The sequence below is a fragment of the Belnapia sp. AC561 genome (assembly GCF_979252845.1).
In genome coordinates this window covers 1-23,023 of record NZ_CEEDBP010000042.1, presented here as the reverse complement: position 1 = coordinate 23,023, position 23,023 = coordinate 1, and the positions used below count along the sequence as shown (strand labels likewise).

Sequence of the window (23,023 nt, the reverse complement as noted above, 5' to 3'; positions counted from 1 at the left end):
GCATCCCCTTGTTCTAGAATAAGGCCTTCACCAGCCCCGCCTGCATCGAGGCCTCGGCCCTTTCGAGGTCGGCGGGGGTCGAGAGGTGGAACCAGATGCCGTCATGCACCGCGGCATAGAGACGGCCCGATTCGATGGCCCGATCATACAGCAGGTTGAGGCTGAAGGCGCCCTGCGGCGCATCGGCGAAGAAGCCCGGCGTCAGGATCTGCACGCCGGAGAAGATATAGGGCGCCAGCTCCATCTCCTTCGGCCGCCGCACCCGGCCCATCGGGTCCAGGTGGAAGTCGCCGCGCCCGACCTCGCCATCGACCTGCGCCGTGCGGACCACCAGCAGCAGCCCGTCCATCACCGCCGGGTCGAACAGCGAGGCCATGCGCGCCAGGGCCGGGAAGGGCCCGTCCAGCACCACGCTGTCGCCATTCACCACCGCGAAGGGCGCCTCGCCCAGCAGCGGCAGGGCGCGGGTCACGCCGCCGCCGGTCTCGAGCAGCGTCTCCTCCCGCTGCAGGGTGACCGCCGGGCTGGCGCGGCCGGCGACCGCGGCGGCCACCTGGTCGGCGTGCCAATGCGCATTCACCACCGCCTGGCCGATGCCCACCGCCTCCAGCCGGTCCAGCGCCCGGTCCAGCAGGCTGCGCTCCTGCAGCAGCAGCAGCGGCTTGGCGGTCGTCTCGGTCAGTGGCCGCATCCGCAGGCCGAGGCCTGCGGCGAGCACCATGCCATGGGTGAGGGGGATCACGCGGCCTCCAGGGGATTGCGACGCAGGTCGCGCGGAACATGAGTATCGAGGAATTCCCGCAGCGGCGCACAGGCCGGCTGCGACAGGGACCGGTCGAGCAACGCCCAGCAGCGCGGCCCATGGATCAGATAGCCCGGCTTGGCATCCCGCCGCGCCAGCCGCACCCAGAGGGAGGCCACCCGCAGGTGCCGCTGCGCCCCGCAGGCCGCCATGGCGCCGAGGAATTCGCCCCGGTCCAGCCCCGGCCGCGCGGTGAGATAGGCAGCGACCGCGGCCCGCCGCGCCGCCGCCGGCACGTCCCGCCGGGCATCCTCGACCAGGGAGATCAGGTCATAGGCGGGATGGCCGATGGCGGCGTCCTGGAAGTCCAGGATGCCGGTGCGCCGCGGCCCGCTGCGGCGTTCCAGCCGCATGAGATTGGCCGGGAAATAGTCGCGGTGGACGAAGCCGCGGGCCGCGGCGAAGGGCGCCAGCATCGCCCCCAGCGCCGCATCCAGCCCGTCCCGCACCTCGGGCCCGGCGGGGCTGCCGAAGGCCGCCGGCCACCACCAGTCGAGGAAGGTCGCCGCCGTGGCGCGGGCCATCGCCGCGGCGTCCCAGGCGGGCAGGCCGGGCGGCACCGGCGCGGCATGCAGCGCCGCCAGCGTCTCGGCCGCCTCGGTATAGAGCGGGACCGGGTCGGCCCCGGCATCCAGCAGCGCCGCATGGGTCGCGTCGCCGAAATCCTCGAGGATGAGGAAGCCCGCCGCCTCATCCGCGGCGATGATCTCCGGTACCGAGAGCCCGGCCTGGAGCAGGTGCCGCGCCAGCCGGGCGAAGGGCCGCACCTCCTCGGGCGGCGGCGCATCCATCAGCAGCGCCGGGCGCGGGCCGCCGACCAGCCGGGCATAATGCCGGAGGCTGGCATCCGCCTGCAGCGGCCGCCGTTCGGCCGCCGCATAGCCATGCGCGGCGAGGAAGGGTTCCGGATATCTCATTCCAATTCCTGTATCCGATCCGGCCAGCCTTCGAGGGTTGCGATACGCTCATCCTCCGTCCCGCCCTGCGCCAGGGTGAGCGTCAGCGACCCCTCCGGCCGCAGGTGCCCCAGCCGCTCCGGCCATTCCACCAGCACCACCCCGCGCCGCGCCTCGTCCCAGCCCAGCTCCGTCAGGTCGGCCGGGCCGGAGAGGCGGTAGAGGTCGAAGTGATGCACCTCCAGGCCGGAGGGCAGGTCGTAGCTCTGCACCAGGGTGAAGCTGGGGGAGGGCACCTCCAGCGCCGGATCCCCCGCCAGGGCCCGCAGCAGGGCGCGGGCGAAGGCGCTTTTACCCGCGCCCAGCGGCCCTTCCAGCAGCACCGCATCGCCCGGCCGCAGCAGCGGCGCCAGCCGCCCGGCCAGCCGGCCGGTCGCCTCGAGGTCGGGGAGGGTCAGGGTGATCGGGCCTGGCATCGGGGTCCGCGAAGAGGGAGACGGGCTTGGTCGCCGCCGGCATATCCTCTAAGACCCGCCGCCTGTTCGGGGAAGATGCCCATGGCGGCGGTACTGCCCGGCCTCGGTGCCTCAGGCGCCACGGTCGAGACGGATGTGGCGATCATCGGCGCGGGCCCGGTCGGGCTTTTCGCGGTGTTCGAATGCGGGATGCTGCGGATGCGCAGCGTGGTGATCGATGCGCTGGACGCGATCGGCGGCCAATGCACCGCGCTCTATCCGGAGAAACCGATCTTCGACATCCCGGCGCATCCGGCGATCGAGGGCGCGGCGCTGATCCACCGGCTGGAGGAACAGGCGGCGCCCTTCGCCCCGCTCTACCTGCTCGGCCGTCGGGTCGAGGGCCTCGCCCCCACCGAGGACGGCTACGCGCTCCTCACCAGCGCCGGCGACACGGTCCGTGCCAAGGCCATCATCATCGCCGCCGGCGCCGGCGCCTTCGGCCCCAACCGCCCGCCGCTGGCCGGCCTGCCGGGCTACGAGGCCTCCGGCGGCGTCCGCTACCTGGTCTCGAAGCGCGAGGAATTCCGGGGCAAGCGCGTGGTCATCGCCGGCGGCGGCGACAGCGCGGTCGACTGGGCGCTGTCGCTGAAGGAGATCGCGGCCAAGGTCACGGTGGTCCATCGCCGGCCGAAATTCCGCGCCGCGCCGGAAAGCGCCGCCCGGCTGGACGAGGCCGCCGCCCGCGGCGAGATCGAGCTGGCCATCCCCTACCAGCTGCACGGGCTGGAAGGCGACGGCAGCACCCTGACCGGCGTGGTCCTGGCGACCCTCAAGGGGGAGGAGAAGACCATCCCCGCCGACCACCTGCTGGCCTTCTTCGGCCTCTCGATGGAATTGGGCCCGATCGCCGACTGGGGCCTCGGCCTCAGCCACAGCCATGTCACCGTGGCGCAATCGACCTGCGAGACCAGCCTGCCCGGCGTGCATGCCATCGGCGACATCGCCACCTATCCCGGCAAGCTGAAGCTGATCCTGCAGGGCTTCTCCGAGGCGGCGATGGCGGCCCATGCCATCCACCCGCGCGTCTTCCCGGGCGAGGCGCTGCACTTCGAGTACAGCACCAGCAAGGGCGTGCCGGGCGCCTGAGCGCCTTCGGCCGCCGCAACCGAAAGCGCCCGATGACCTTCGCCGCCACCCCGACCCGCCGCCGCCTGGCCCAAGCCGGCCTCGCCCTGGCCGCCGCGCCCACCCTTGCCAGACCCGCCCTGGCCCAGGCCCCTTGGCCCAGCCGGCCGATCACCCTGGTCATCGGCTATGCCCCCGGCGGCCTGACCGACGTGATGGTGCGGATGGTCGCGGAGCGGCTGGGCCGCGAACTGGGCCAGACCGTGGTGGTGGAGAACCGCAGCGGCGGCGGCACCTCGATCGCCTCCACCGCCGTCGCCCAGGCCCGGCCGGACGGCTATACGCTGCTCATCGGCACCAACAGCCTCGCCATCAACCCGGCGCTGCAGCCCGGCAGCACCCCGCGCGACCCGCTGAAGGAGCTGCAGCCGATCGGGCTGGTCTACTACAGCCCCTTCGCCCTGGCGGTGCAGCGCTCGGTCCCGGTCGAGGACCTGGCCGGGCTGGTCGCCTATGCCAAGGCCAATCCCGGCAAGCTGAACTACGGCAGCTCGGGCAATGGCTCGGTCAACCATCTGCTGACCGAATTGCTGCTGCAAAAGGCCGGGGTGCGGATCGAGCACGTGCCCTATCGCGGCGCCGGCCCGGCGCTGCTGGACCTGCGGGCCGACCGCATCCAGATCTTCTACGCGACGCCGCTCGACGTCGCGCCGCTGCTGAACGACGGCACCGTCCGGCTCGTCGCCATCTCCGCGGCGGAGCGGCTGCCGACCCTGCCCGACCTGCCCTCGGTGGCCGAGGCCTTCCCCGGCTGCGCCGGGGTGCTGTGGCAGGGCCTCTTCGCCCCGCCCGGCACGCCCGAGCCGGTGCAGCAGCGGCTCTATGCCGCGCTGCGCGCCACGCTGGAGGATCCGGCGCTCGGCGAGCGGGTCACCCAGCAGGGCGTGGTGCTGATGCAGGGCGACGCTGCCGCGCTGCATGGCCTGCTGGCCTCGGAGATCGAGACCTGGGGCAAGGTGATCCGCGCCAGCGGCATCAAAGCGGAATAGAGCGTGATCGCCTGAGGCGGTAACGCCGAAAGGCGCGGATCACGGTCCAGCGCCGGTCACGCCGCCAGCAGGGCGGCGAAGCTCGGCGCCCCGCCCGCCAGCTTCGGCTCCCGCTGCAGCAGCCGCAGTGCGGCATTGCCATAGGCGACGAAGCGGTCCGCATGCGCCCCGCTGCCCAGCGGGTATTGCAGCATCCGCCAGCGATTGGCCTCCGAGGCATCGTGCCGCAGGCTGCCTGCGTTGTAGATGCAGGCGACCACCGGCGGGTCCAGCCGGCTCCGCCCGGCGGATTGGGCGATGCAGGCCGTGCCGGCCGCGATGGAAAGCTCCGGCCGGCGCAGTTCCTCCGGCGCCACCGGTCGCCCCAGCACCCCGGATGCGGTCGAGACCAGGGTCTGCATGCAGCCGATCGAGACGCGGTGGGGCGTCTCGGCATAGCCGCGGAAGCCCGGCTCCCGCCGTTCCGCACTGGCCGCCGCACGGGCATCGGCCGCCCCGCCGCAGGTCTCGGTGCAGAGGCAGGCGACGATCAGCTCCACCGGCACGCCATGCTGCCGTGCCGCCGCCTGGATCGGCGCCGGGAACCAGTCCCGCAGCACCCGCGCCACCGTCGCGTCATGCGCCGCGCTGGCGGCGACCGTCCCGCTCTCCAGCACCACCCCCGCCGCCGTCAGGGCCCAATTGGTGCCGCCGCCGAAGCGGGCATGCGGCTGCGCCAATTCGGCCAGGGCCGCCGGCGCCAGCCAGGCCGCCGGACCGCTGGCCCGGGCCACCGCCTGCCGTTCCGCCGCCAGCGCGGCGGCATCCCCCGGCACCGGCGGGCCGAGCCGCAGCCGGGCCCAGACCTCCGGCCCGGCGATCCCGTCCACCGCCAGGCCGCAGCCGCGCTGCAGGGCTTCCACCGCCTCCGCCGTGCGGGGGCCGAACAGCCCATCGGCCGCGCGCACCATCGAGGCCACCGCCCCCGGCCAGCCGCCTGCCTGCAACCGCGTCTGCAGCCACAGCACATCCTCCCCCCGCAGCATCGGCCGGGCCAGCCGGAGGGTGCGGGTCAATTCCATCGAGTCGCTCATGGGCAGCCATGGCTCCGGTTCTGTGCGGCAAGGGCCGTGGCCAGCAGGCGGGATTGCGCCTCCCGGCCCGGGATGGCGGCGGCGGCGCGGCAGGCGGCCGGGACGGCGGCCAGGCTCTCGCAGCGCCCGGCGCCGGGGGGCCGCAGCAGCGCCGCCGCGAGCTGCGCCGAGCCGGCGAGGTAGCAGCCTTCCGGATCCGCCGGGGCATCCCGGCGCAGGCCATCGGCGGCCAGCCGCTGCGCGGCGATCATCTCCGCCGGCTCGCCCACCCCTTCGGCCAGCGCCTGCATCGCCGCATGGCCGAGGCTGAGCAGCAGCGGTCGCGGCGCCCCTGGCCCGGCCGCCGCCCGATAGGCCGTGACGGCGCAGCCCAGCCGTCCCAGCGCCCGGCAGGCCTCGGCCCGGATCGCCTGCGCCTGGCGGCATTCCGGCGCCGGTCCGGCACAGGGCGGGGCGCGGTCGGCGATGGCGGCATGGTCGCCCCTGGCCAGCGCCGCCTTGTCCGTTTCCAGCCGCTGCACCGCGCAGCCGCCCAACAGCAGCAGCACCAGCAGCGGCCTCACGGCACCACCCCGGCCGCCATGGCCTCCGCCGCGGCAAGCTGATGCCGCAGCAGCGCCATCGCCTCCTCCCGCTTGAGGTCGGGGCTGCTCGCCATCCCGGTCAGCAGCAGCACCAGGCTGTCGAGGTCGCGGCAGCGCGGGTCGCATCGCAGCATCGCCAGCGCATCCCGCAGCGCCTGCTGCGGCACCGGTGCCACCCCCGTCACCCCGGCCGGGGCCAGGTCGATCGGCACCGCATCCACCGCGTCCAGCGCCTTGTCCAGCAGCCGGCCACGGAATTCCTCCAGCCCGGCCGCGGCCTCATCGGCGCTGGCGAAGCCGCCCTGCGCCAGCAGCGCCTGCCGCGCCACACCGCTCTCCTGCCGGACAAGCGATGCCAGCCGTGCCGCGGTGGCGAAGCGCTCTGCCGGTGCCAGGGCTTCGGTCAGGCAGATGCGGGCGAGGATCGGCGACTGCTCCAGCGCCGCGAGCGCCACCGCCGCATCCACCGGCCCGGGCGGGAAGAGGTTGGTCGTATAGGGCCGGTCCAGCACCCGCGCCTTCCAGCGCTCGAAATGCTCGGTGCCCTGGGCCATAGCCTGGAAGGCGCCGACCCCCACCGCCGCCACCAGCCCGGCCGGCCCGCCCAGCCCCAAGCTTCCCAACCCGAACAGCGCCGCGCCGCGCAGCCCGGCCAGCGCATCCGCGATCACCCCCGTCGCCGGGTTGTCGCGGCCGACGAGGCCCTGGATCAGGCCGGAGGCCGCTTCGGCCGCGCCGGCGATCGCTGCGGCATTGCCGCCATGCAGCGCCGCCGCCGTAGCATCCAGCACCTCCCGCGCGCCGGCCGTCGCCGCCTCGGCCCGCTGCGCCAGCGCGGAGCCCGGTGCCAGCCGTGCCGCCAGCCCGGTCGCCACCCCCGCCGCATCCAGCACGCCGCGCGCCGCCGCCAGCGCCGTGCTGCCGGACGCCGCCTGCCCCGCATCCGGAGACGCGGCCGGCGGCGCCGTCCCCGGCCGCGTCTCCGCGCTGCGGGTGACGAAATAGAAGCTGATGACCGCGCCGATGAAGCCGGTCAGCGCTTCCGCGCTCGCCAGCCCCAGCGGCTTCTGCAGCCCGATCAGCAGGAAGCCGAAGATGATGATGAAGCAGGAGATCAGCGCGCGGATGGTGCCGTCGGGGACCCCGCAGGGCAGCTCGGTCAACCGCGCCAGTGCGGGAGCACCGCCGACCCGCGCCTCCGCCAGCAGCCGCCCGGCGAGGATCGCCAGCAGCCAGGCCATCCCGGCCACGAAGACCACCAATGCGCCGATGACCAGCCCCACGGACCAGGCCATCGGCGTCACCTCCTGTGCCAGGGCCGGCAAGGGCCCGCAGCTCAGGAGAATGGCGGTCGGGGTCCGTGACACTCGCATCGCGCCCTCCTGCAATCGGCAGGAAGGAACGTATTAGCAACGGACCCGGAAGTAAAGCTTATTTTCCTAAAGCGAGGATTTAGTGCGTTCCCGGTCCGCTCTGCAGCTTCGCCCGCAGCCGCTCCGCATCCGCCTTCGGCACCTGCACCTGGAGCCGCACGTCAGACCCCTCACAGAGGATCTCGGCGCTGCGACGGTCCACCGGGCCCTCCCGCACCAGCGTCTCCAGCGCCAGCTTGGCGCTCTCCTGGTCGGGGAAAGGCTGGGTGATCGTGACCTGATCCTTGGTCGCAGCCGGCTTCGAGCCCGCCGGATGCATCATCTCCCCAGGCGGAACGGCACGGGACCCTTGCGAGGTCGTGTTGGACACCGGGTCGCTCGCCGGGAAGGTCTGCTCCACGCCCGCCTCCACGTCATCGTCGGAAGTCGTCGCCGGGTGCTTGTCACTATTCTGGGTCATGGCTGGTCCTCTTCACTCAACGCCCAGAACGCACCGCCACCGGACGGGTTCGCGCAGCCATTTCGGCCCTGAGGCCGATCCACCATCGACCTGTCCTAGGAATTCCGCCCCATCCCCGCCTGCGCCGCCGGCGCGGGGAGGATGGTTGCAGTGCAGCACGATCGGGCGCAGCACTCGCCCCGGCGTGGCGCCCCCAGCCTGGAGAACCCCGATGGATCCCGTCCCTTGCCCCTTCGGCCGCATCGCCCTCGTGCTCCAGGGTGGCGGCGCGCTCGGCTCCTACCAGGCCGGCGTCTACCAGGCGCTGCATGAGGCGAAGCTGGAACCCGACTTCCTGACCGGCGTCTCGATCGGCGCGGTGAATGCCGCGCTCATCGCCGGCAACCCGCCGGAGCGGCGCCTCGCCGCCCTCCGCGAATTCTGGGACCGCATCACCGCCCGCCGCATCTGGCCCTTCGCGCCCGATGGCGACGACCTCCGCCGCGCCCGCAACGGACAGAGCGCCCTGGCGACCATCGCCCTCGGCACCCCCGGCTTCTTCAAGCCCAACCTGCTCAACCCATTCCTCACGCCGCGCGGCGCCACCGGCGCCACCGCCTTCTACGACACCAGCCCCTTGAAGCAGACGCTGGAGGAGCTGGTGGACTGGGAGCTGCTCGCCCAGCCCGGCGGCCATCCCCGCCTCGCGGTCGGCGCCGTCAACGTCACCACCGGCAATTTCCAGTATTTCGACAGCGCCGCGCAGCGCCTCTCGCCCGAGCACATCATGGCCTCCGGCGCCCTGCCGCCCGGCCTGCCCATGGTGAAGATCGACGGCGGCTGGTTCTGGGACGGCGGCCTGGTCTCCAATACCCCGCTGCAATACCTGCTGGAGGACGAGACCGACGGCCGCGACGCGCTGGTCTTCCAGGTGGATCTCTTTCCCGCCCGCGGCCCGCTGCCGCGGGACATGAACGACGTCTTCAGCCGGGAGAAGGACATCCGCTTCTCCTCCCGCACCCGGATGAACACCGATGCCTTCACCCGCCAGCGCCAGTGGCAGCTCCGCCTGAAGCGCGCCCTGGCCAAGGTGCCGGAAGCGGCGCTGACGGCGGAGGAGAAGGCGATGCGCGACCAGCTCGCCACCCTGCCGCAGCTCGCCATCCTGCAGCTGGTCTATCAAGCCAAGGTCTACGAAGGGCAGGCCAAGGACTATGAATTCGGCCCCGAGACCATGCGGGAGCACTGGGCCAGCGGGCATGAGGATACCGTCCGCACCCTGGCCCGGCGGGACTGGCTGCAATTGCCGCCCGAGGACCCCGGCATCGTCACCCACGACCTCCACCGGGAGGCCGAGTAGCGCGCCTATCCCGCGCGCCGCCCCTTCCAGATCTGCCAGCCGATCGCGGCGAAGACGACCAGCATGAAGCCGAGGCCGACCGGCCCGGCCCAGTCCTCCACCAGGTGGAACTGGTCCTCCAGCAGATAGCCGGTGCAGGCCAGCCCGCCGGTCCAGAGCCCGGTGCCCAGCGCCGTCCAGGTGTAGAAGACCGTCCGCGGCAGCGCGACCAGCCCGGCCGGGATGGAGATGCCGGTGCGGATCCCCGGCATCATCCGCGCCAGGCAGACCGCGGCCGGCCCGTTGCGCCGCAGCGCTTCCTCCGCCTTCAGCACGATGTCCCGGCTCAGCCCGACATAGCGGCCGAAGCGGTCCACCATCCGCCGCATCCGCTCGGCGCCATAGGCCCGGGCCAGCTCGTACCAGAAGGCATTGCCCACCAGGGACCCGGCGACGCCCGCCAGCACCACCCCGGGCAGCCACATCTGCCCGCGCGCCGCGGCGAAGCCCGCCAGCGGCATGATCACCTCCGAGGGCATTGGCGGGAACAGGTTCTCCGCCACCATCAGCAGGAAGACCCCCGCCAGCCCGCCCGAGGCCACCAGCCCGGCTGCCCAATCGATCATCGGGCGATCATCCGGCGATCACGGCGTGGTGCGATAGAGCAGCAGCGTGACCCATCGGCCGCGGGAATAATTGAATCCGGTCACGCTGGCGATCTCCTGCGGCAGGAGGCTGAGGATGGTGGCCTGCTGGCGGAAAGCAACCTCCGCCCGGTCCCCCACCGCAACAACCCGGCCTGGGCCACCGGCCAGGAACTGGGCAGCATCGGCACCGGTCCGCAACAATCGCACATCCTGGCCCAGGGCGAAAAGCACGGAAGGCTCGGAATAGCTGGTGATGCCGAACTGGTTGGCGGGCAGGTTAGGCACCCTTGCCGCCAGCACCTCCGCCAGTCGCGGCGCGACCCAGAACGGCGTCAGCCGCGGCACCACGCCTTCCAGCACCAGTGCATAGAAGGGCACTGCCAGCAGCGCGCCGAGCAGGCCCGCCCGGCCGTATTCCCGCCGCCGCGCCGCACCCAGCAGCAAAAAAAGCAGCAGCGCCGCCAGCGGCAGCAGCACCAGCCCGGCCGGCAGCAGGGCCCGCAGCAGATACCAGGACAGGCCCTGCGCCGCGATCGCCATGCCCGCCGCGACCCCGACCAGCGCGGCCACGCCGGCCCAGCGCCAGCCCCGGGCCGGCAGCCGCCGCACCGGGTCCATCGCCCAGGCCGCGCCCAGCAGCATCAGTGCCGGGAACAGCGGCAGGGTATAATGCGGCAGCTTGGTCTGCACCGCCTCGAAGACCAGCCAGGACGGCACGACCCAGGCCAGCAGGAAGCGCGTCGGCGGGTTCAGCCGGTCCCGCCAGGCATTCGGCAGGGCACACAGCACGATCCAGGCGCCGGGGAAGGCGGCGATGCCGAAGCTCAGCAGGTAGAAGCCGGGCGGCCCCCAGTGTTTCTCCTCGCCCGAGCCGATCTTGGACAGCATGTCGCCGCCCACCGCCTGCTCGAAGAAGCGCCCCTCCGTGGCGATGCCGATGGCGACGAACCAGGGTGCCGCCGCGGCGATCATCAGCGGCACGCCCCACCAGGGCCGCAGCGCCCGCAGCCAGGGTGCCTCCTTGTCGATCACCGCCAGGGTGATGCCGCACAGCAGCGGCACCATCGGACCGATCGGTCCCTTCAGCAGCACCCCGAGGCCCAGCAGCAGCCAGAACCCCGCCGCCTGCCGTGCCGTGAAGGCGCCCGGCCTGAGATAGGCCAGGCCGAACAGCCCCATCGCCGCCGTCACCGTCGCCAGCAATGCGGCATCGGTCTTGGCGATATGGGCCTCCGCCACCAGCACCAGCGATGATGCGAGCATCGCCGCCCCCAGCAGCGCCGCCCGCCGCCCGACCAGGGCCCGGCCCCAGTGGAAGGTCGCCAGCACCGCCAGCAGCGCGCCCACGAGGCTCGGCACCCGATAGGCCCAGATCTGGTTGCGGTCGCCCAGCCGCGTCGCCTCCAGCACATGGACGGAGGCCGCCTGCAGCCAATGGATGCCGGCCGGCTTCTTGTTCCGCTCCTCCTCGCCGAAGCGGATGCGGATGTAGTCGCCGCTCTCGACCATCTGCCGGCTGGCCTGGGCGAAGCGCGCCTCGTCCCGGTCCGTCGCCGGCAGGGTGAAGAAGCCCGGCAGCCAGAGCAGCAGGCAGAGCAGGGCCAGGAACAGCTTCGGCCGGCGCTGCAACGCTTCCGGCAGGATGCCGAGGGAACGGTCCGATCGTGCAGGCGGCGATGTATCCATGGAGGCGCGCACTAGCATGGGGCGCGCCCGGGGGCCATAAACCGCCGCACATGTCCTCCCATCTCGGCTCCCCCACCCGCCGCGCCGCCCTCGCCGTGCTCGAAGCGGTCATCACCCGGCATCGCCCGCTGGAAGAAGCGCTCGATGCGCTGCCCAAGGGCATCGCCCCGCGCGACAAGGCCGCCGCCCATCGCATCGCCGCCGCCGTGCTGCGCCGCGCCGGCTCGCTCGATGCCGTCCTCGAACCCTTCCTCCGCCGCGAACCGCCGAGCGAGGTGCGGAACGCGCTGCGGATGGGCGCGGCGGAGCTGCTGCTGCTCGGCACGCCCGCCCATGCCGCCGTCGCCAGCAGCGTCACCCTGGTGCCCAAGCCCTTCGCCGGCCTGGCCAATGCGGTGCTGCGCCGGGTCGCCGAGGCCGGCCCCGCCGCGCTGGAGGGGCTCGACGCCGAACGGCTGGATACCCCGCCCTGGCTCTGGTCCGTCTGGCACGCCGCCTACGGTCCGGCGGTCCGGCAGATCGCCGCCGCGCATCGCCTGGAGGCGCCGCTCGACCTTTCCATCGCCCCCGGCGCCACCCCGCCCGAGGGCGGCACCGAGCTGCCCAACGGCAGCTGGCGCTACCCGGCCGGCACCCATGTCACCGGCCTGGCGGGTTTCGCCGAGGGCGCCTTCTGGGTGCAGGATGCCGCCGCCACCCTGCCGGCCCGCATCCTGGCCCTGCGGCCCGGGGAGAAGGTGCTGGACCTCTGCGCCGCCCCCGGCGGCAAGACCGCCCAGCTCGTCGCTGCCGGCGGCCAGGTCACCGCGGTGGAACGCGAGCCCAAGCGCGCCGCCCGGCTGCGCGAGAACCTCGCCCGGTTGCGCATGGCGGCCGAGGTGGTCGAGGCCGATGCCACCGCCTGGGATGCCGGCGGCGCGCTGTTCGATGCCGTGCTGCTCGATGCCCCCTGCACCGCAACCGGGACCATCCGCCGCCACCCGGACGTGCCCTACCTGAAGCGCTTCCGCGACATCCCGCCCATGGCGGACCTCCAGCGCAAGCTCCTGGCCGCCGCGGCCCAGCGCCTGGCACCCGGCGGCAGGCTGGTCTTCGCCACCTGCTCGCTCCAGCCGGAGGAAGGCGAGGCCCATCTCGCCGCCGCCTTGCCCGGCCTGCGCCCCGTCCCGGTCCGGCCCGAGGAAGTGCCCGGCCTGGCCCATATGATCGTCCCTGGCGGCGCCTTACGCGCGCGGCCGGATTATTGGCCCGAGCTGGGCGGCATGGATGGCTTCTTCATCGCCCGTTGGATGAAAGTCTGAGGAAGGCAATTCACCTCAGGCGCGCATTTCGATCCGATTCTGCAACGCATGACGGATTCCCTGGCTTTCCGGTGGTGCAAAGCATCTGTCACCGCCTTGCCCGCGCCATCCTGCCGCCGCTAGAACCGGGCGGATGCCAACCCGCCCCATCCGGATCGCCCCATCTCTCCTCGCCGCCGACTTCGCCCGCCTCGGCGAGGAGGCGCGCGCCGTCGCCGCCGCCGGCGCGGATTGGCTGCACCTCGACATCATGGACGGCCATTTCGTCCCCAACATCAGCTTCGGCCCGGTCGTGGTGAAGGCGCTGCGCAAGCACCTCTCCATCCCCTTCGACGTCCATCTGATGATCGCCCCGGCCGATCCCTACCTGGAGGCCTTCGCCGCCGCCGGGGCCGACCTGATCAGCCTCCATCCGGAAGCCGGTGCGCACCTGCACCGCAGCTTGCAGACCATCCGTGCCCTGGGCAAACAGGCCGGCGTGGTCCTTAATCCGGCGACGCCTCTCTCGGCGGTGGAGAATGTGCTCGATCTCTGCGACCTCATCCTGGTGATGTCGGTCAATCCCGGCTTCGGCGGGCAATCCTTCCTGGGCAGCCAGCTCGGAAAGATCGCCAGCCTGCGGCGGATGATCGATGCCCATGTCGCCGCCGGCGGGCAGCCGGTGGCGCTGCAGGTCGATGGCGGCGTCACGACCGAGACCGCCCCGCGCTGCATCGCCGCCGGGGCCGATGTCCTGGTCGCCGGCACCGCGATCTTCGGCGCCCCGGACTATGCCGCGGCCATCGCCGCCCTGCGCGTGCCCGCATCCCGAACCGAGGTTTTTGCCTGATGCGCGACATTATCCGCGGCACGCGGCGCTTCATCTCGGGCCTGCGCCCGGTCAAGGTCCCGGATGCCCCGGCCCGGGCCTTCCGGGACCTTTGGCCCGGTGACCCCGGCCGGGGCGCCAGCCTGCTGCGCGGCGATTTCGAGACCGCCGGCACCACCCACCGGCTCGATTCCAGCCCCGAGGCACCGTCCGGCTGGGATGCCGCCGCCGGCCCCCTCGCCTGGCGCCGCGCCGCGCATGGCTTCGCCTGGCTGCGCGACCTCCGGGCGCTGGGCACCGATGCCGCCCGGACCCGCGCCCGCGACCTGGCCGAGGATTGGCTTGGCCGCGGCGCCGAGGAGCCGCTGGCCCAGGCCCCGGAGGTCGCCGCCGCCCGCGTCTCCGCCTGGCTCGGCCATTGGGACTTCCTCGCCGCCACCGCGGACGACGGCTTCCGCAAGCGCCTGCTGGTCCGCCTCGCCCAGGATGCCCGCGGCGTCGTCGCCGCCCTGCCGGCCGAGGCCATGCACCGCGGTGCCCTGGTCACGCTGAAGGGCGCCATCGCCGCCGCCGTGGCGCTGGAGGACGAGGGCTGGATGACCCGGGCGCTGCGTTTCCTGCCCGGCGAGCTGGAACGCCAGTTCCACCCCGACGGCGGCCATATCGAGCGCTCCCCCGCCCAGCTCCTGCTCGCGCTGCAGGACCTGATCGAGATCCGCAACCTGCTGAACGGCGCCGGCATCAACCCGCCCGCCCTGCTGGCCACGGTGCTGGAACGCGCCGGCCAGGCGCTGCGGCTGTTCCGCCACGGCGACGGCGGCCTCGCCCAGTTCAACGGCACGCGGGAGGATGGCGCCGGCCTGGTCGACCTGGTCCTGACCCAGGGCCAGGCCCGCGGCCGGGCGCCGATGCTGCTGGAGGAAAGCGGCTTCCACCGCCTCCAGGCCGGCCGCACCCTGATCATCGCCGATGCCGCCGCGCCGCCGCCCGCCCGCGCCAAGGATGCGGCGACCGGCCTGCCGCGCGGCGCCGACCGCTTCGCCCATGCCGGCACGCTGAGCTTCGAGATGTCGGTCGGCCGCGACCGCCTCATCGTCAATTGCGGCGCCGCCCCGGCGGCGGCGCCCGAATGGCGCGATGCCCTGCGCGCCACCGCCGCCCATTCCACCCTGGTGCTGGCCGATACCAACAGCAGCGAGCTCAGCGAGGAAGGCCTCGGCCGCCGCCCGGAACGGGTGGAGCAGGAACGCCAGGAACAGAACGGCGCGCAATGGCTGGAAGCCAGCCACGACGGCTACCGCAAGCGCTTCGGCGCGGTGCATCGCCGCCGCCTGTACCTGGCGGAAACCGGCGACGACCTGCGCGGCGAGGACATCATCGAGATGGCCGAGGCCGGCGCCCGCCCGCCCGGCTTCGCCGTCCGCTTCCACCTGCATCCCGCCGTCAACGCCAGCCTGCAGGAGGAAGACGGCGCGGTGCTGCTGCGCCTGCCCTCCGGCCAGGGCTGGCGCCTGCGGACCAAGGGCGCCAAGGTCGGGCTGGAGGAGAGCGTCTACCTCGGCGGCGACCAGCGGCAGAACAGCCAGATCGTGCTGACCGCCGATCCGGGCGAGGAGATCGTCCAATGGGCGCTCGAGCGGTTGATCGCCGGCGGGCCGGGGGAAGGCTGACGCCTCCCCTGCCTTGAAACTGGCCGAGGTCACCAATGTCGACTTCTCGCTGCGGCACTTCCTGCTGCCGCTGATGCGCGGCGCCCGCGACCGCGGCCATGAGGTCGTCGGCCTCTGCGCCGAGGGCCCGTTGCTGGATATCCCGCGCGCCGAGGGCTTCCGCATCATCCCGGTGCCCATGGCCCGCAGCCTGAACCCCCGGGTCCAGGCCCGCTGCTACGCCGCCCTGCGCGAGGTCTTCCGCACCGAGCGCTTCGACCTGGTGCATGGCCACATGCCGATCAGCGGGCTGCTGGCCCGCGCCGCCGCCCGGGCCGCCGGGGTGCCGCATATCGCCTATACCTGCCACGGCTTCCTCTTCAACCAGCCCGGCCCGGCCTGGCGGCGCGGCCTCTCGCTCGGCCTCGAATGGACCGCCGGCCGCATCACCGAGACCTTTCTCACGGTCAGCGCCGAGGAGGCGGCCGATGCCCGCCGCCTCGGCATCCATCCCCGCGCGACGGCCGTGCTGAACGGCCGCGACCCCGCGCTGTTTCACCCCGACCCCGCTGCCCGCGCCGCGCTGCGCGCCGAATTCGGCGCCGGGCCGGGGGATTGCGTCATCGTCGCCGTTTCCCGCCTGGTCCGGCACAAGGGCTATCCGGAGTTGCTGCGGGCGATGGAGGTCGTCCCCGGCGCGCATCTCTGGGTGGTCGGCGAACGCCTCGCCTCGGACCACGGCGCCGACCTCGAGCCCGACTTCGCCCGCGCCGCCACCCGGCTCGGCCCCCGCTTCCGCCGCCTCGGCTATCGCCACGACGTCGCCCGGGTGCTGGCCGCCGCCGATGCCTTCACCCTGCCGAGCCATTTCGAGGGCCTGCCGATGTCGATCATCGAGGCCATGCTGACGGGCCTGCCGGTGGTCGCCACCGATATCCGCGGCTCCCGCGAGATGGTCCTGCCCGGCCAGACCGGCTTCCTCGTCCCCCCCGCCACCATCGCGCCGTTGGCCGAGGCGCTGGCCGCCCTCGCCGCCGACCCGGCGCTGCGCGCCCGCCTCGGCGCCGCCGGCCGCACCCGCGCCCTCGACCTCTTCGATGAGGAAAAGGTGGTCGGCCGCACGCTCGATCTGCTGGGCCTCTAGCGCTACACTCCCCCGGTGAGCGATGCCCCTCCCTTCTGGAAGACCAAGACCCTCGGCACGATGAGTCGTGCGGAATGGGAAAGCCTCTGCGACGGCTGCGGCCGCTGCTGCCTGCACAAGATGCGGGACGAGGATACCGAGGAACTGGTCTTCACCAATGTCGCCTGCCGCCTGCTGGACACCGGCAGCTGCCTCTGCCGCGACTATCCGAACCGCAAGCAGCACGTCCCCGATTGCGTGAAGCTGACGCCCGCCAAGGTCGCCGCGATCGACTGGCTGCCGCCCACCTGCGCCTATCGCCTGGTGAAGGAAGGCCGCGACCTGTTCTGGTGGCATCCACTGCTCTCCGGCAGCCCCGATACCGTGCATGAGGCCGGCGTCTCCGTCCGCGGCCGCGCCGTGACCGAGCGCGAGGCCGGTGCCTTCGAGGACCATATCGTCCGCTGGCCGGGCACCTTGCCCCGCTCGGCGAAACCTCCAAAACCCACAAAAGGAAAAGCGTGATGAAGGATGCCCTCTTCGGCGGCGTGAATGCCGCCGTGCTGACCGCGATGAAGCCGGACATGTCGCCCGACCTCGACCGCATGGCGGCGCATGCGCATTGGCTGCTGGCCAATGGCTGCAACGGCCTCGGCATCCTCGGCACCACCGGCGAGGCGGCCAGCTTCGGCCTCACCGAGCGCAAGCAGATCCTGGAAGGGCTGATCGCCCGCGGCATCCCCGCCGGCGTCATCATGCCCGGCACCGGCACCGCCAACTTCACCGACACGGTGGAGCTGATCCAGCATGCCCGCGCCCAGGGCTGCCGCGGCGTGCTCGTGCTGCCGCCCTTCTACTACAAGGCGCCGAGCGACGACGGGCTGTTCGCCTACTTCTCCGAGGTCATCACTCGGGTCGGCGGCGGCATCGCCATCTACCTCTATCACTTCCCGCAGCAGTCGGCGGTGCCCTTCAGCCTCGACATCATCGCCCGCCTGCTGAAGGCCTTCCCCGGCGCGGTGAAGGGCGTGAAGGACAGCAGCGGCGTCTATGCCAACATGAAGGCCATGGTCGATGCCTTCGCCAAGGACGGCTTCGAGGTCTACTCGGGCTCCGACGAATTCCTGCAGACCATCCTGGCCGATGGCGGCGCCGGCTGCATCACCGCGGCGAGCAACACCAACAGCCACTGGGGCGGCATCGTCTATGCGAAGCGCACCGGGCCGGAAGCCGATGCCGCGCAGGCCGTGCTGAACGCCACCCGCAAGGCCGCGACCAGCGTGCCGCTGATCCCCGGCCTGCGCGAGATCATCGCCCGCTCCACCGGCGACGACGGCTGGCGCACCATCCGCCCGCCGCACCTGAAGCTGGAGAAGGCGCAGGCCGATGCGGTGTGGTCCGCCTTCCAGGCTGCGGGCGCCATCCCGCTGCCGGGCCTCGCGGTGAAGGCCGCTGCCGAATGAGCGAACCCTTGCGCTGCCGCGAACCGGCGACGGGCACCGTGCAGATCGACGACGAGAACATCCGCGTCACGCGCTGGGATTTCAATCCCGGCGCGGAGACCGGCTGGCATCGCCACGGCTGGCTCTACGTCGTGGTGCCGATCCACGACGGCACGCTGATGATCGAATTGCCGGGCGGCGAGACCATGACCGCGGAGCTGAAGGCCGGCGTCTCCTATACCCGCGTCGCCGGCGCCGAGCACAACGTGGTCAATGGCGGCACCGGCTTCCTGTCCTTCGTCGAGACCGAACTCAAGAGCCTCGCCGGCTGACGAAGCCGCGCGACGGCGACCCCGTCGCGCAACAGCCCGTGTCAAGCGGTTGAAGTTTCGACCGCGAGATGCGCATTGTGATCCCATGGATCAATTCGAAGACGGGGCCGTCTCCCTCCAGCAGGGGGAGACGGAGCAGTTGCTGTCGTGCCCCGTCCTGCCGGGTCCAGTGCTATGGCGCCGGTCGTCCCGCGCCCAGCGCGTCAGCCTGCGGATCGATGCCCGCCGCGGCGCCGTGGTCGTCACCCTGCCGCAGCGTGCCGGCCGCCAGGCCGGCGTTGCCCTGCTCGCCACCCATGCCGCCTGGGTGCGGGAAAAGCTCGCCGCGCTCGCTCCGCCCATCGCGCTGGAACCCGGCTCTGAAGTCCCGCTCGGTGGCGCGCTGCATGTCATCCGCGCCGTGCCTGGCCATGCCGGCGATACCTGGCTGCGGCCCGGCGCCATCATCACCGGCGGGGATGCCGCGGCTGCACCGGCCCGCGTCGCGCAATTCCTGCGGGACGAAGCCCAGCGCCGCATCGAGGTCCTGGTCGCCGGCCACGCCGAGACGCTCGGCGTCACCTGGCGCCGGCTGCGCCTGAAGGATACCCGCAGCCGCTGGGGCAGCTGCGCGCCGGACGGCACGCTCGCCTTCTCCTGGCGGCTGGTGATGGCGCCGGGCTGGGTGCTCGACTACGTCGTCGCGCATGAGGTCGCGCATCTGCGGGAGCTGAACCATTCCCCACGCTTCTGGGATATCCTCCAGCAACTCACGCCGAACCGCGAGGCCGCGGTGGCGTGGCTGAAGGAGAACGGGCCGGCGCTGCTGCGCGTCGGCTGATCAGCGAGGCAGGAAGCCCACCAGCCGCTCCGCCTCGGTCACGATCGGCTCGGCGATCGCCGCCGCCCGCTGCGCCCCGAGGCGCAGCGCCGCATCCAGCGCGCCCTTGTCCTCCAGCAGCCGGTTCATCTCCGCCTGGATCGGCGAGAGATGCGCGACAAGGGCTTCCGCCAGCACTTCCTTGAAGGCGCCGAAGCCCTTGCCACCATGCTCGCGCAGCACCGCATCCGGTGTGGTATTGCCGATGCCGGCCAGGATGCCGACCAGGTTGCGCGCCTCGGGCCGCCCCTCGAAGCCGCCCACATGCTCGGGCAGCGGCTCCGGGTCGGTCTTGGCGCGGCGGATCTTCAGCGCGATGGCATCGGCATCGTCGGTCAGGTTGATGCGCGACTGGTCGGAGGCATCCGACTTCGACATCTTCTTCGAGCCGTCGCGCAGCGACATGACGCGCGCCGCGACCGTCTGGATCATCGGCTCGATCGTCGGGAAGAACTCCACGCCGTAGTCGTGGTTGAACTTCTGCGCGATGTCGTTGGCGAGCTCGAGGTGCTGCTTCTGGTCGTCGCCGACCGGCACCTTCACCGCGTGATAGGCGTGGATATCGGCCGCCATCAGGTTCGGATAGACATAAAGGCCGGCGGAGGCCGACTCCCGGTCCTTGCCCGCCTTGTCCTTGAACTGGGTCATCCGGTTCAGCCAGCCGAGCCGGGCCACGCAATTGAAGATCCAGGCCAGCCGGGCATGCGCATGCACATGGCTCTGCACGAACAGGATGCAGCGATGCGGGTCGAGCCCGCAGGCGATCAGCGCCGCCGCCATCTCCCGCGTCTGGGTCGCCAGCTCCTTGGGGTCCTGCCAGACGGTGATGGCATGCAGGTCCACCACGCAGAAGATGCTCTCATGCGTGTCCTGCATCGGCACCCAGTTGCGGATGGCGCCGAGGTAATTGCCGAGGGTCGGGATGCCGGAGGGCTGGATGCCCGAGAAGACGCGCTGCATGGCTATGGCACCGTGGAAAGGGGTGGCGGCGGTGATCCTCCGGCCCGCCGCCCAGGTCAAGCGACCTTGTAGCCTTCCTCGGTGATGGCCGCCGCCACGGCGTCCCGTGCCAGGCCGGTCTCGGCCTGCACGGTCTTCGTCGCCAGGTCCACCTGGACCTTGGCCGCGGGGTCCAACGCCTGGATCGCCTGGGTCACCGCGCGGACGCAATGGCCGCAGGTCATGCCGTCAACATGCAGGGTGATCATCCTGTTTTTCTCCAATCCTTTGGGCCAATCCATCGAGTATCGGGCAATCCGGCCGCCCGTCGCCGTGGCAATGGGAGGCCAGGTGCCGCAGGCTGGCCGCCATGGCGGCGAGGCTCGCCGCCTTCTCCTCCAGCGCCGCCACATGGGCCAGGGCGATGCCCCGGACCTCGGCGCTGGCCCGGCCGCGGTCCTGCCACAGGGCCAGCAGCTTCCGCACCTCCTCCAGCGGGAAGGCCAAGTCCCGGGCATGGCGGATGAAGCGCAGCACGGCGATATCGGCTTCGGCATAGCGCCGGTAGCCATTCGCCTGCCGCACCGGTGCCAGCAGGCCGATCGCCTCGTAATGCCGGATCATCTTCTCCGAGACGCCGGAGCCGCGCGAAGCCTCGCCGATATTCATGCGCGCGGCCTCCACCGGGCCAGCAGCAGGGCATTCCCCAGCACCGAGACCGAGGACAAGGCCATCGCCGCCCCCGCCACCAGCGGCGAGAGATAGCCGAAGGCCGCCAGCGGCACGCCCACCAGGTTGTAGCCGAAGGCCCAGCCCAGATTCTGCCGGATCTTCACCAGCGTCCGCCGGGTGACGTCCAGCGCCGCCGGGACCAGCGCCGGGTCGCCCCGCAGCAGGGTGATCCCCGCCGCCTGGATCGCCACGTCGGTCCCGGTGCCCATGGCGATGCCGAGCTCGGCCGCCGCCAGGGCAGGGGCGTCGTTCACCCCGTCGCCCACCATCGCCACCCGATCCCCGGCCTGCTGCCAGGCGGCGACGCGCTCCGCCTTGCCGGCCGGCAGCACCTCCGCCGCCACGTCGTCGAGGCCCAGCCGCGCGGCCACCGCGCCGGCGGCCGCCTTGCTGTCGCCGCTGATCATCGCCGCCTTCACGCCGAGTGCCCGCAGCCCGGCGATGGCCGCCGCCGCGCCCGGCTTCTCCGCATCCTCGAAGGCCAGCATCGCCAGCACCCGCGGATCGGGCGCCGTCTCCACCAGCCAGGCGAGGGTCCGGCCCTGGGCAGACTCCGCCTCGGCGGCGGCGGCCAGCGCACCCGCCTCGGCCCCGCTCTCGCCCAGCGCCCGCGGGCTGCCCAGCAGCAGCGCCTGCCCATCGATCGTCGCCGAGACGCCGCGGCCGGGCAGGGCGCGGAACGCCTCGACCTTCGGCACGTCGCCGCCCGCCCGGGCCAGCACCGCCCGCGCCAGCGGATGCTCGCTGCCCGCCTGCAGCCCGGCCGCCAGCCGCACCGCCCCGGCCTCGGTCACGCCCGCGGCGACATGCACCGCCGCCAGCCGCGGCCGGCCCTCGGTCAGGGTGCCGGTCTTGTCGAAGGCAACCAGGGTCACGCCCTGCGCCCGCTCGATCGCCTCGGCATCGCGGATCAGGATGCCCGCCCGTGCCGCCGCCCCGGTCCCGGCCATGATCGCCGCCGGCGTCGCCAGCCCGAGCGCGCAGGGGCAGGCGATGACCAGCACCGCCACCGCCCGCATCACCGCCACCTCGCCCCCGGCGCCCGCCAGCAGCCAGCCGAGCAGGGTCACCAGCGCGATGCCGACCACCACCGGGACGAAGACCGCGCTCACCCGGTCCACCAGCCGCTGCACCGGCGCCCGGCTGGCCTGGGCCGCGGCGACCATGGCGGCGACCCGCGCCAGCACCGTCTCGGCGCCGATCGCCCGGGCCTCGATCACCAGCCGGCCGTCGAGCGCGATGGTCCCGGTCGAGACCTTCGCGCCTGGCTCCTTCTCGACCGGCACGCTCTCCCCGGTCAGCGCGCTCTCATCCACCCCGGCGCGGCCCTCCCGCACCAGCCCATCGGCCGGGATACGCTCGCCCGGCCGCACCGCGACCAGGTCGCCCACCACCAAGGCGGCGGCCGGCACCTCCTCCTCCACGCCATCGGCGCCGATCCGATGCGCGGTGCGCGGCCGCAGCTCCAGCAGGGCGCGGATCGCCGCCCCGGTCGCCCGCCGCGCCCGCGCCTCCAGCCACTTGCCCAGCAGGATGAACAGGATGACGACCGCGCTCGCCTCGAAATACAGGTGGTGCCCGGCATGCGCGGCGCCGCGCGTCAGCAGCATCCAGGCGGAAAGCCCGAAGGCCGCCGAGGTCCCGAGCGCCACCAGCAGGTCCATGTTGCCGGTCCCCGCCCGCAGCGCCGCCCAGCCGGCCCGGTAGAAGCGGGCGCCGAGCCAGAATTGCACCGGCGCGGCCAGCGCTGCCTGCACCCAGGGATGCGGCATCCAGTCCTGCCCGAAACCCATCCCGACCATGCCGAGCAGGAAGGGCGCGGCCAGCACCGCGGCCAGGATCAGGTCCCGCTTCTCCCGCCCGCCCTCGGTCCCGGTCCCCTTTGGGGTCCCCTCCGGCGTGCTCTCCCGCAGGCTGTAGCCGGCCTTGGCCACCGCCGCGGCCAGCGCCGCCTCCGGCGTGCCGGCCACCGCCCGCACCATGGCCCGCTCGGTGGCGAGGTTCACGCTGGCCTCCAGCACCCCCGGTACCTTGGCCAGCGCCCGTTCCACCCGCCCGGCGCAGGTCGCGCAGGTCATCCCGCCGATGCCGAGGTCGAAGCGCTGCTCCGGCACGCCATAGCCCGCCTGCACCACCGCCCCGATCGCCGTATCCAGCGGCACGTCCCCCCGCACCTCCGCCCGCTCCGTCGCTAGGTTGACGCTGGCCGCGGTGACGCCGGGCAGCTTGCCCAAGGCACGCTCCACCCGCCCGGCGCAGCTGGCGCAGGTCATGCCGGAGATGGGCAGGCTGAGGATGGGGGTCGGGGGCAGGGGCGCTTCGGGCATGGTCCCGATGTGGGGTCTCCCACTATAGGAAGGTCAAGGG

At 72.7% G+C, this 23,023-nt stretch carries 24 protein-coding genes; 11 read left to right on the top strand and 13 right to left on the bottom strand.

Features of this window, described 5'->3' with window-relative positions; all coding sequences use genetic code 11:
• Positions 1–13: 13 nt before the first annotated feature.
• Genes AC0IW9_RS25480 through tsaE form a run of 3 tightly spaced genes read right to left on the bottom strand, consistent with a single transcriptional unit; the run spans position 14 to position 2,174 of the window.
• A complete protein-coding gene (locus tag AC0IW9_RS25480; protein ID WP_471651102.1) occupies positions 14–742 on the bottom strand; it encodes a nucleotidyltransferase family protein in 729 nt (242 codons plus the stop codon).
• Complete coding sequence (locus AC0IW9_RS25475) at positions 739–1,719, bottom strand: aminoglycoside phosphotransferase family protein (RefSeq protein WP_471651101.1); 981 nt, start codon at positions 1,717–1,719, stop codon at positions 739–741. The genes AC0IW9_RS25480 and AC0IW9_RS25475 overlap by 4 nt, the downstream gene beginning before the upstream one ends.
• Positions 1,716–2,174 carry a tRNA (adenosine(37)-N6)-threonylcarbamoyltransferase complex ATPase subunit type 1 TsaE gene (gene tsaE / locus AC0IW9_RS25470; RefSeq protein ID WP_471651100.1) on the bottom strand — a complete coding sequence of 153 codons (459 nt, stop codon included), beginning with the start codon at positions 2,172–2,174 and terminating at the stop codon, positions 1,716–1,718. The genes AC0IW9_RS25475 and tsaE overlap by 4 nt, the downstream gene beginning before the upstream one ends.
• An 81-nt stretch (positions 2,175–2,255) precedes the next feature.
• Here tsaE and AC0IW9_RS25465 point away from each other — a divergent pair, with 81 nt between their 5' ends.
• Both AC0IW9_RS25465 and AC0IW9_RS25460 read left to right on the top strand, forming a co-directional pair.
• On the top strand, positions 2,256–3,302 hold the full coding sequence (locus tag AC0IW9_RS25465) for an NAD(P)/FAD-dependent oxidoreductase (protein WP_471651099.1): 1,047 nt from the start codon (positions 2,256–2,258) through the stop codon (positions 3,300–3,302).
• Between the two features lie 32 nt (positions 3,303–3,334).
• Positions 3,335–4,330, top strand: coding sequence for a Bug family tripartite tricarboxylate transporter substrate binding protein (locus tag AC0IW9_RS25460; RefSeq protein ID WP_471651098.1), 996 nt, complete (start codon positions 3,335–3,337; stop codon positions 4,328–4,330).
• A 56-nt stretch (positions 4,331–4,386) separates the two neighbouring features.
• Here the strand turns inward: AC0IW9_RS25460 and AC0IW9_RS25455 are convergent, their stop codons facing one another.
• From AC0IW9_RS25455 to AC0IW9_RS25440, 4 genes are all read right to left on the bottom strand, one after another.
• A complete protein-coding gene (locus AC0IW9_RS25455) occupies positions 4,387–5,403 on the bottom strand; it encodes a peptidoglycan-binding domain-containing protein (protein WP_471651097.1) in 1,017 nt (338 codons plus the stop codon).
• Positions 5,400–5,966, bottom strand: a complete 567-nt coding sequence (locus AC0IW9_RS25450) for a hypothetical protein (RefSeq protein ID WP_471651096.1) — start codon at positions 5,964–5,966, stop codon at positions 5,400–5,402. Before AC0IW9_RS25450 ends, AC0IW9_RS25455 begins: the two co-directional genes overlap by 4 nt.
• Positions 5,963–7,282, bottom strand: a complete 1,320-nt coding sequence (locus AC0IW9_RS25445) for a hypothetical protein (protein WP_471651095.1) — start codon at positions 7,280–7,282, stop codon at positions 5,963–5,965. Before AC0IW9_RS25445 ends, AC0IW9_RS25450 begins: the two co-directional genes overlap by 4 nt.
• A 157-nt stretch (positions 7,283–7,439) precedes the next feature.
• On the bottom strand, positions 7,440–7,820 hold the full coding sequence (locus AC0IW9_RS25440) for a hypothetical protein (RefSeq protein WP_471651094.1): 381 nt from the start codon (positions 7,818–7,820) through the stop codon (positions 7,440–7,442).
• 211 nt (positions 7,821–8,031) lie between these two features.
• On the opposite strand from AC0IW9_RS25440, the gene AC0IW9_RS25435 reads away from it, so the two are divergent.
• Positions 8,032–9,159: a patatin-like phospholipase family protein gene (locus AC0IW9_RS25435; protein ID WP_471651093.1), complete on the top strand. Its 1,128-nt coding sequence runs from the start codon at positions 8,032–8,034 to the stop codon at positions 9,157–9,159.
• Positions 9,160–9,164: 5 nt separating this feature from the next.
• On the opposite strand, the gene AC0IW9_RS25430 is transcribed toward AC0IW9_RS25435, so the two are convergent.
• Positions 9,165–9,764 (bottom strand): DedA family protein, encoded by a 600-nt coding sequence (locus AC0IW9_RS25430; protein WP_471651092.1) that lies wholly within the window; start codon positions 9,762–9,764, stop codon positions 9,165–9,167.
• An 18-nt stretch (positions 9,765–9,782) separates the two neighbouring features.
• Entirely contained in the window at positions 9,783–11,471 is a 1,689-nt protein-coding gene (locus AC0IW9_RS25425; protein ID WP_471651091.1) for an ArnT family glycosyltransferase, read from the bottom strand.
• 50 nt (positions 11,472–11,521) lie between these two features.
• On the opposite strand from AC0IW9_RS25425, the gene AC0IW9_RS25420 reads away from it, so the two are divergent.
• The 8 genes from AC0IW9_RS25420 (at position 11,522) to AC0IW9_RS25385 (ending at position 18,946) form a co-directional block, all read left to right on the top strand.
• A complete protein-coding gene (locus AC0IW9_RS25420; RefSeq protein ID WP_471651090.1) occupies positions 11,522–12,772 on the top strand; it encodes an RsmB/NOP family class I SAM-dependent RNA methyltransferase in 1,251 nt (416 codons plus the stop codon).
• Between the two features lie 133 nt (positions 12,773–12,905).
• Complete coding sequence (gene rpe / locus AC0IW9_RS25415) at positions 12,906–13,601, top strand: ribulose-phosphate 3-epimerase (RefSeq protein ID WP_471651089.1); 696 nt, start codon at positions 12,906–12,908, stop codon at positions 13,599–13,601.
• The gene (locus AC0IW9_RS25410) at positions 13,601–15,250 is read left to right on the top strand and encodes a heparinase II/III family protein (RefSeq protein WP_471651088.1); all 1,650 of its coding nucleotides are present in this window, start codon (positions 13,601–13,603) and stop codon (positions 15,248–15,250) included. Before rpe ends, AC0IW9_RS25410 begins: the two co-directional genes overlap by 1 nt.
• Before the next feature lie 13 nt (positions 15,251–15,263).
• Positions 15,264–16,373, top strand: a complete 1,110-nt coding sequence (locus AC0IW9_RS25405; protein WP_471651087.1) for a glycosyltransferase family 4 protein — start codon at positions 15,264–15,266, stop codon at positions 16,371–16,373.
• A 15-nt stretch (positions 16,374–16,388) separates the two neighbouring features.
• Positions 16,389–16,877: a YcgN family cysteine cluster protein gene (locus AC0IW9_RS25400; RefSeq protein WP_471651086.1), complete on the top strand. Its 489-nt coding sequence runs from the start codon at positions 16,389–16,391 to the stop codon at positions 16,875–16,877.
• Positions 16,877–17,815, top strand: coding sequence for a dihydrodipicolinate synthase family protein (locus tag AC0IW9_RS25395; protein WP_471651085.1), 939 nt, complete (start codon positions 16,877–16,879; stop codon positions 17,813–17,815). The genes AC0IW9_RS25400 and AC0IW9_RS25395 overlap by 1 nt, the downstream gene beginning before the upstream one ends.
• Entirely contained in the window at positions 17,812–18,126 is a 315-nt protein-coding gene (locus AC0IW9_RS25390; RefSeq protein WP_471651084.1) for a cupin domain-containing protein, read from the top strand. The genes AC0IW9_RS25395 and AC0IW9_RS25390 overlap by 4 nt, the downstream gene beginning before the upstream one ends.
• Before the next feature lie 85 nt (positions 18,127–18,211).
• Complete coding sequence (locus AC0IW9_RS25385; protein WP_471651083.1) at positions 18,212–18,946, top strand: M48 family metallopeptidase; 735 nt, start codon at positions 18,212–18,214, stop codon at positions 18,944–18,946.
• Here the strand turns inward: AC0IW9_RS25385 and trpS are convergent, their stop codons facing one another.
• From trpS to AC0IW9_RS25365, 4 genes are read right to left on the bottom strand one after another with little or no spacing between them, the layout of a single operon-like run.
• The gene (gene trpS / locus AC0IW9_RS25380; RefSeq protein WP_471651082.1) at positions 18,947–19,945 is read right to left on the bottom strand and encodes a tryptophan--tRNA ligase; all 999 of its coding nucleotides are present in this window, start codon (positions 19,943–19,945) and stop codon (positions 18,947–18,949) included. It abuts the gene before it with no gap.
• 56 nt (positions 19,946–20,001) lie between these two features.
• Entirely contained in the window at positions 20,002–20,193 is a 192-nt protein-coding gene (locus AC0IW9_RS25375; RefSeq protein ID WP_471651081.1) for a heavy-metal-associated domain-containing protein, read from the bottom strand.
• Positions 20,174–20,593: a MerR family DNA-binding protein gene (locus AC0IW9_RS25370; protein WP_471651080.1), complete on the bottom strand. Its 420-nt coding sequence runs from the start codon at positions 20,591–20,593 to the stop codon at positions 20,174–20,176. Before AC0IW9_RS25370 ends, AC0IW9_RS25375 begins: the two co-directional genes overlap by 20 nt.
• Entirely contained in the window at positions 20,590–22,983 is a 2,394-nt protein-coding gene (locus AC0IW9_RS25365) for a heavy metal translocating P-type ATPase (protein ID WP_471651079.1), read from the bottom strand. Before AC0IW9_RS25365 ends, AC0IW9_RS25370 begins: the two co-directional genes overlap by 4 nt.
• Between the last annotated feature and the right edge of the window lie 40 nt (positions 22,984–23,023).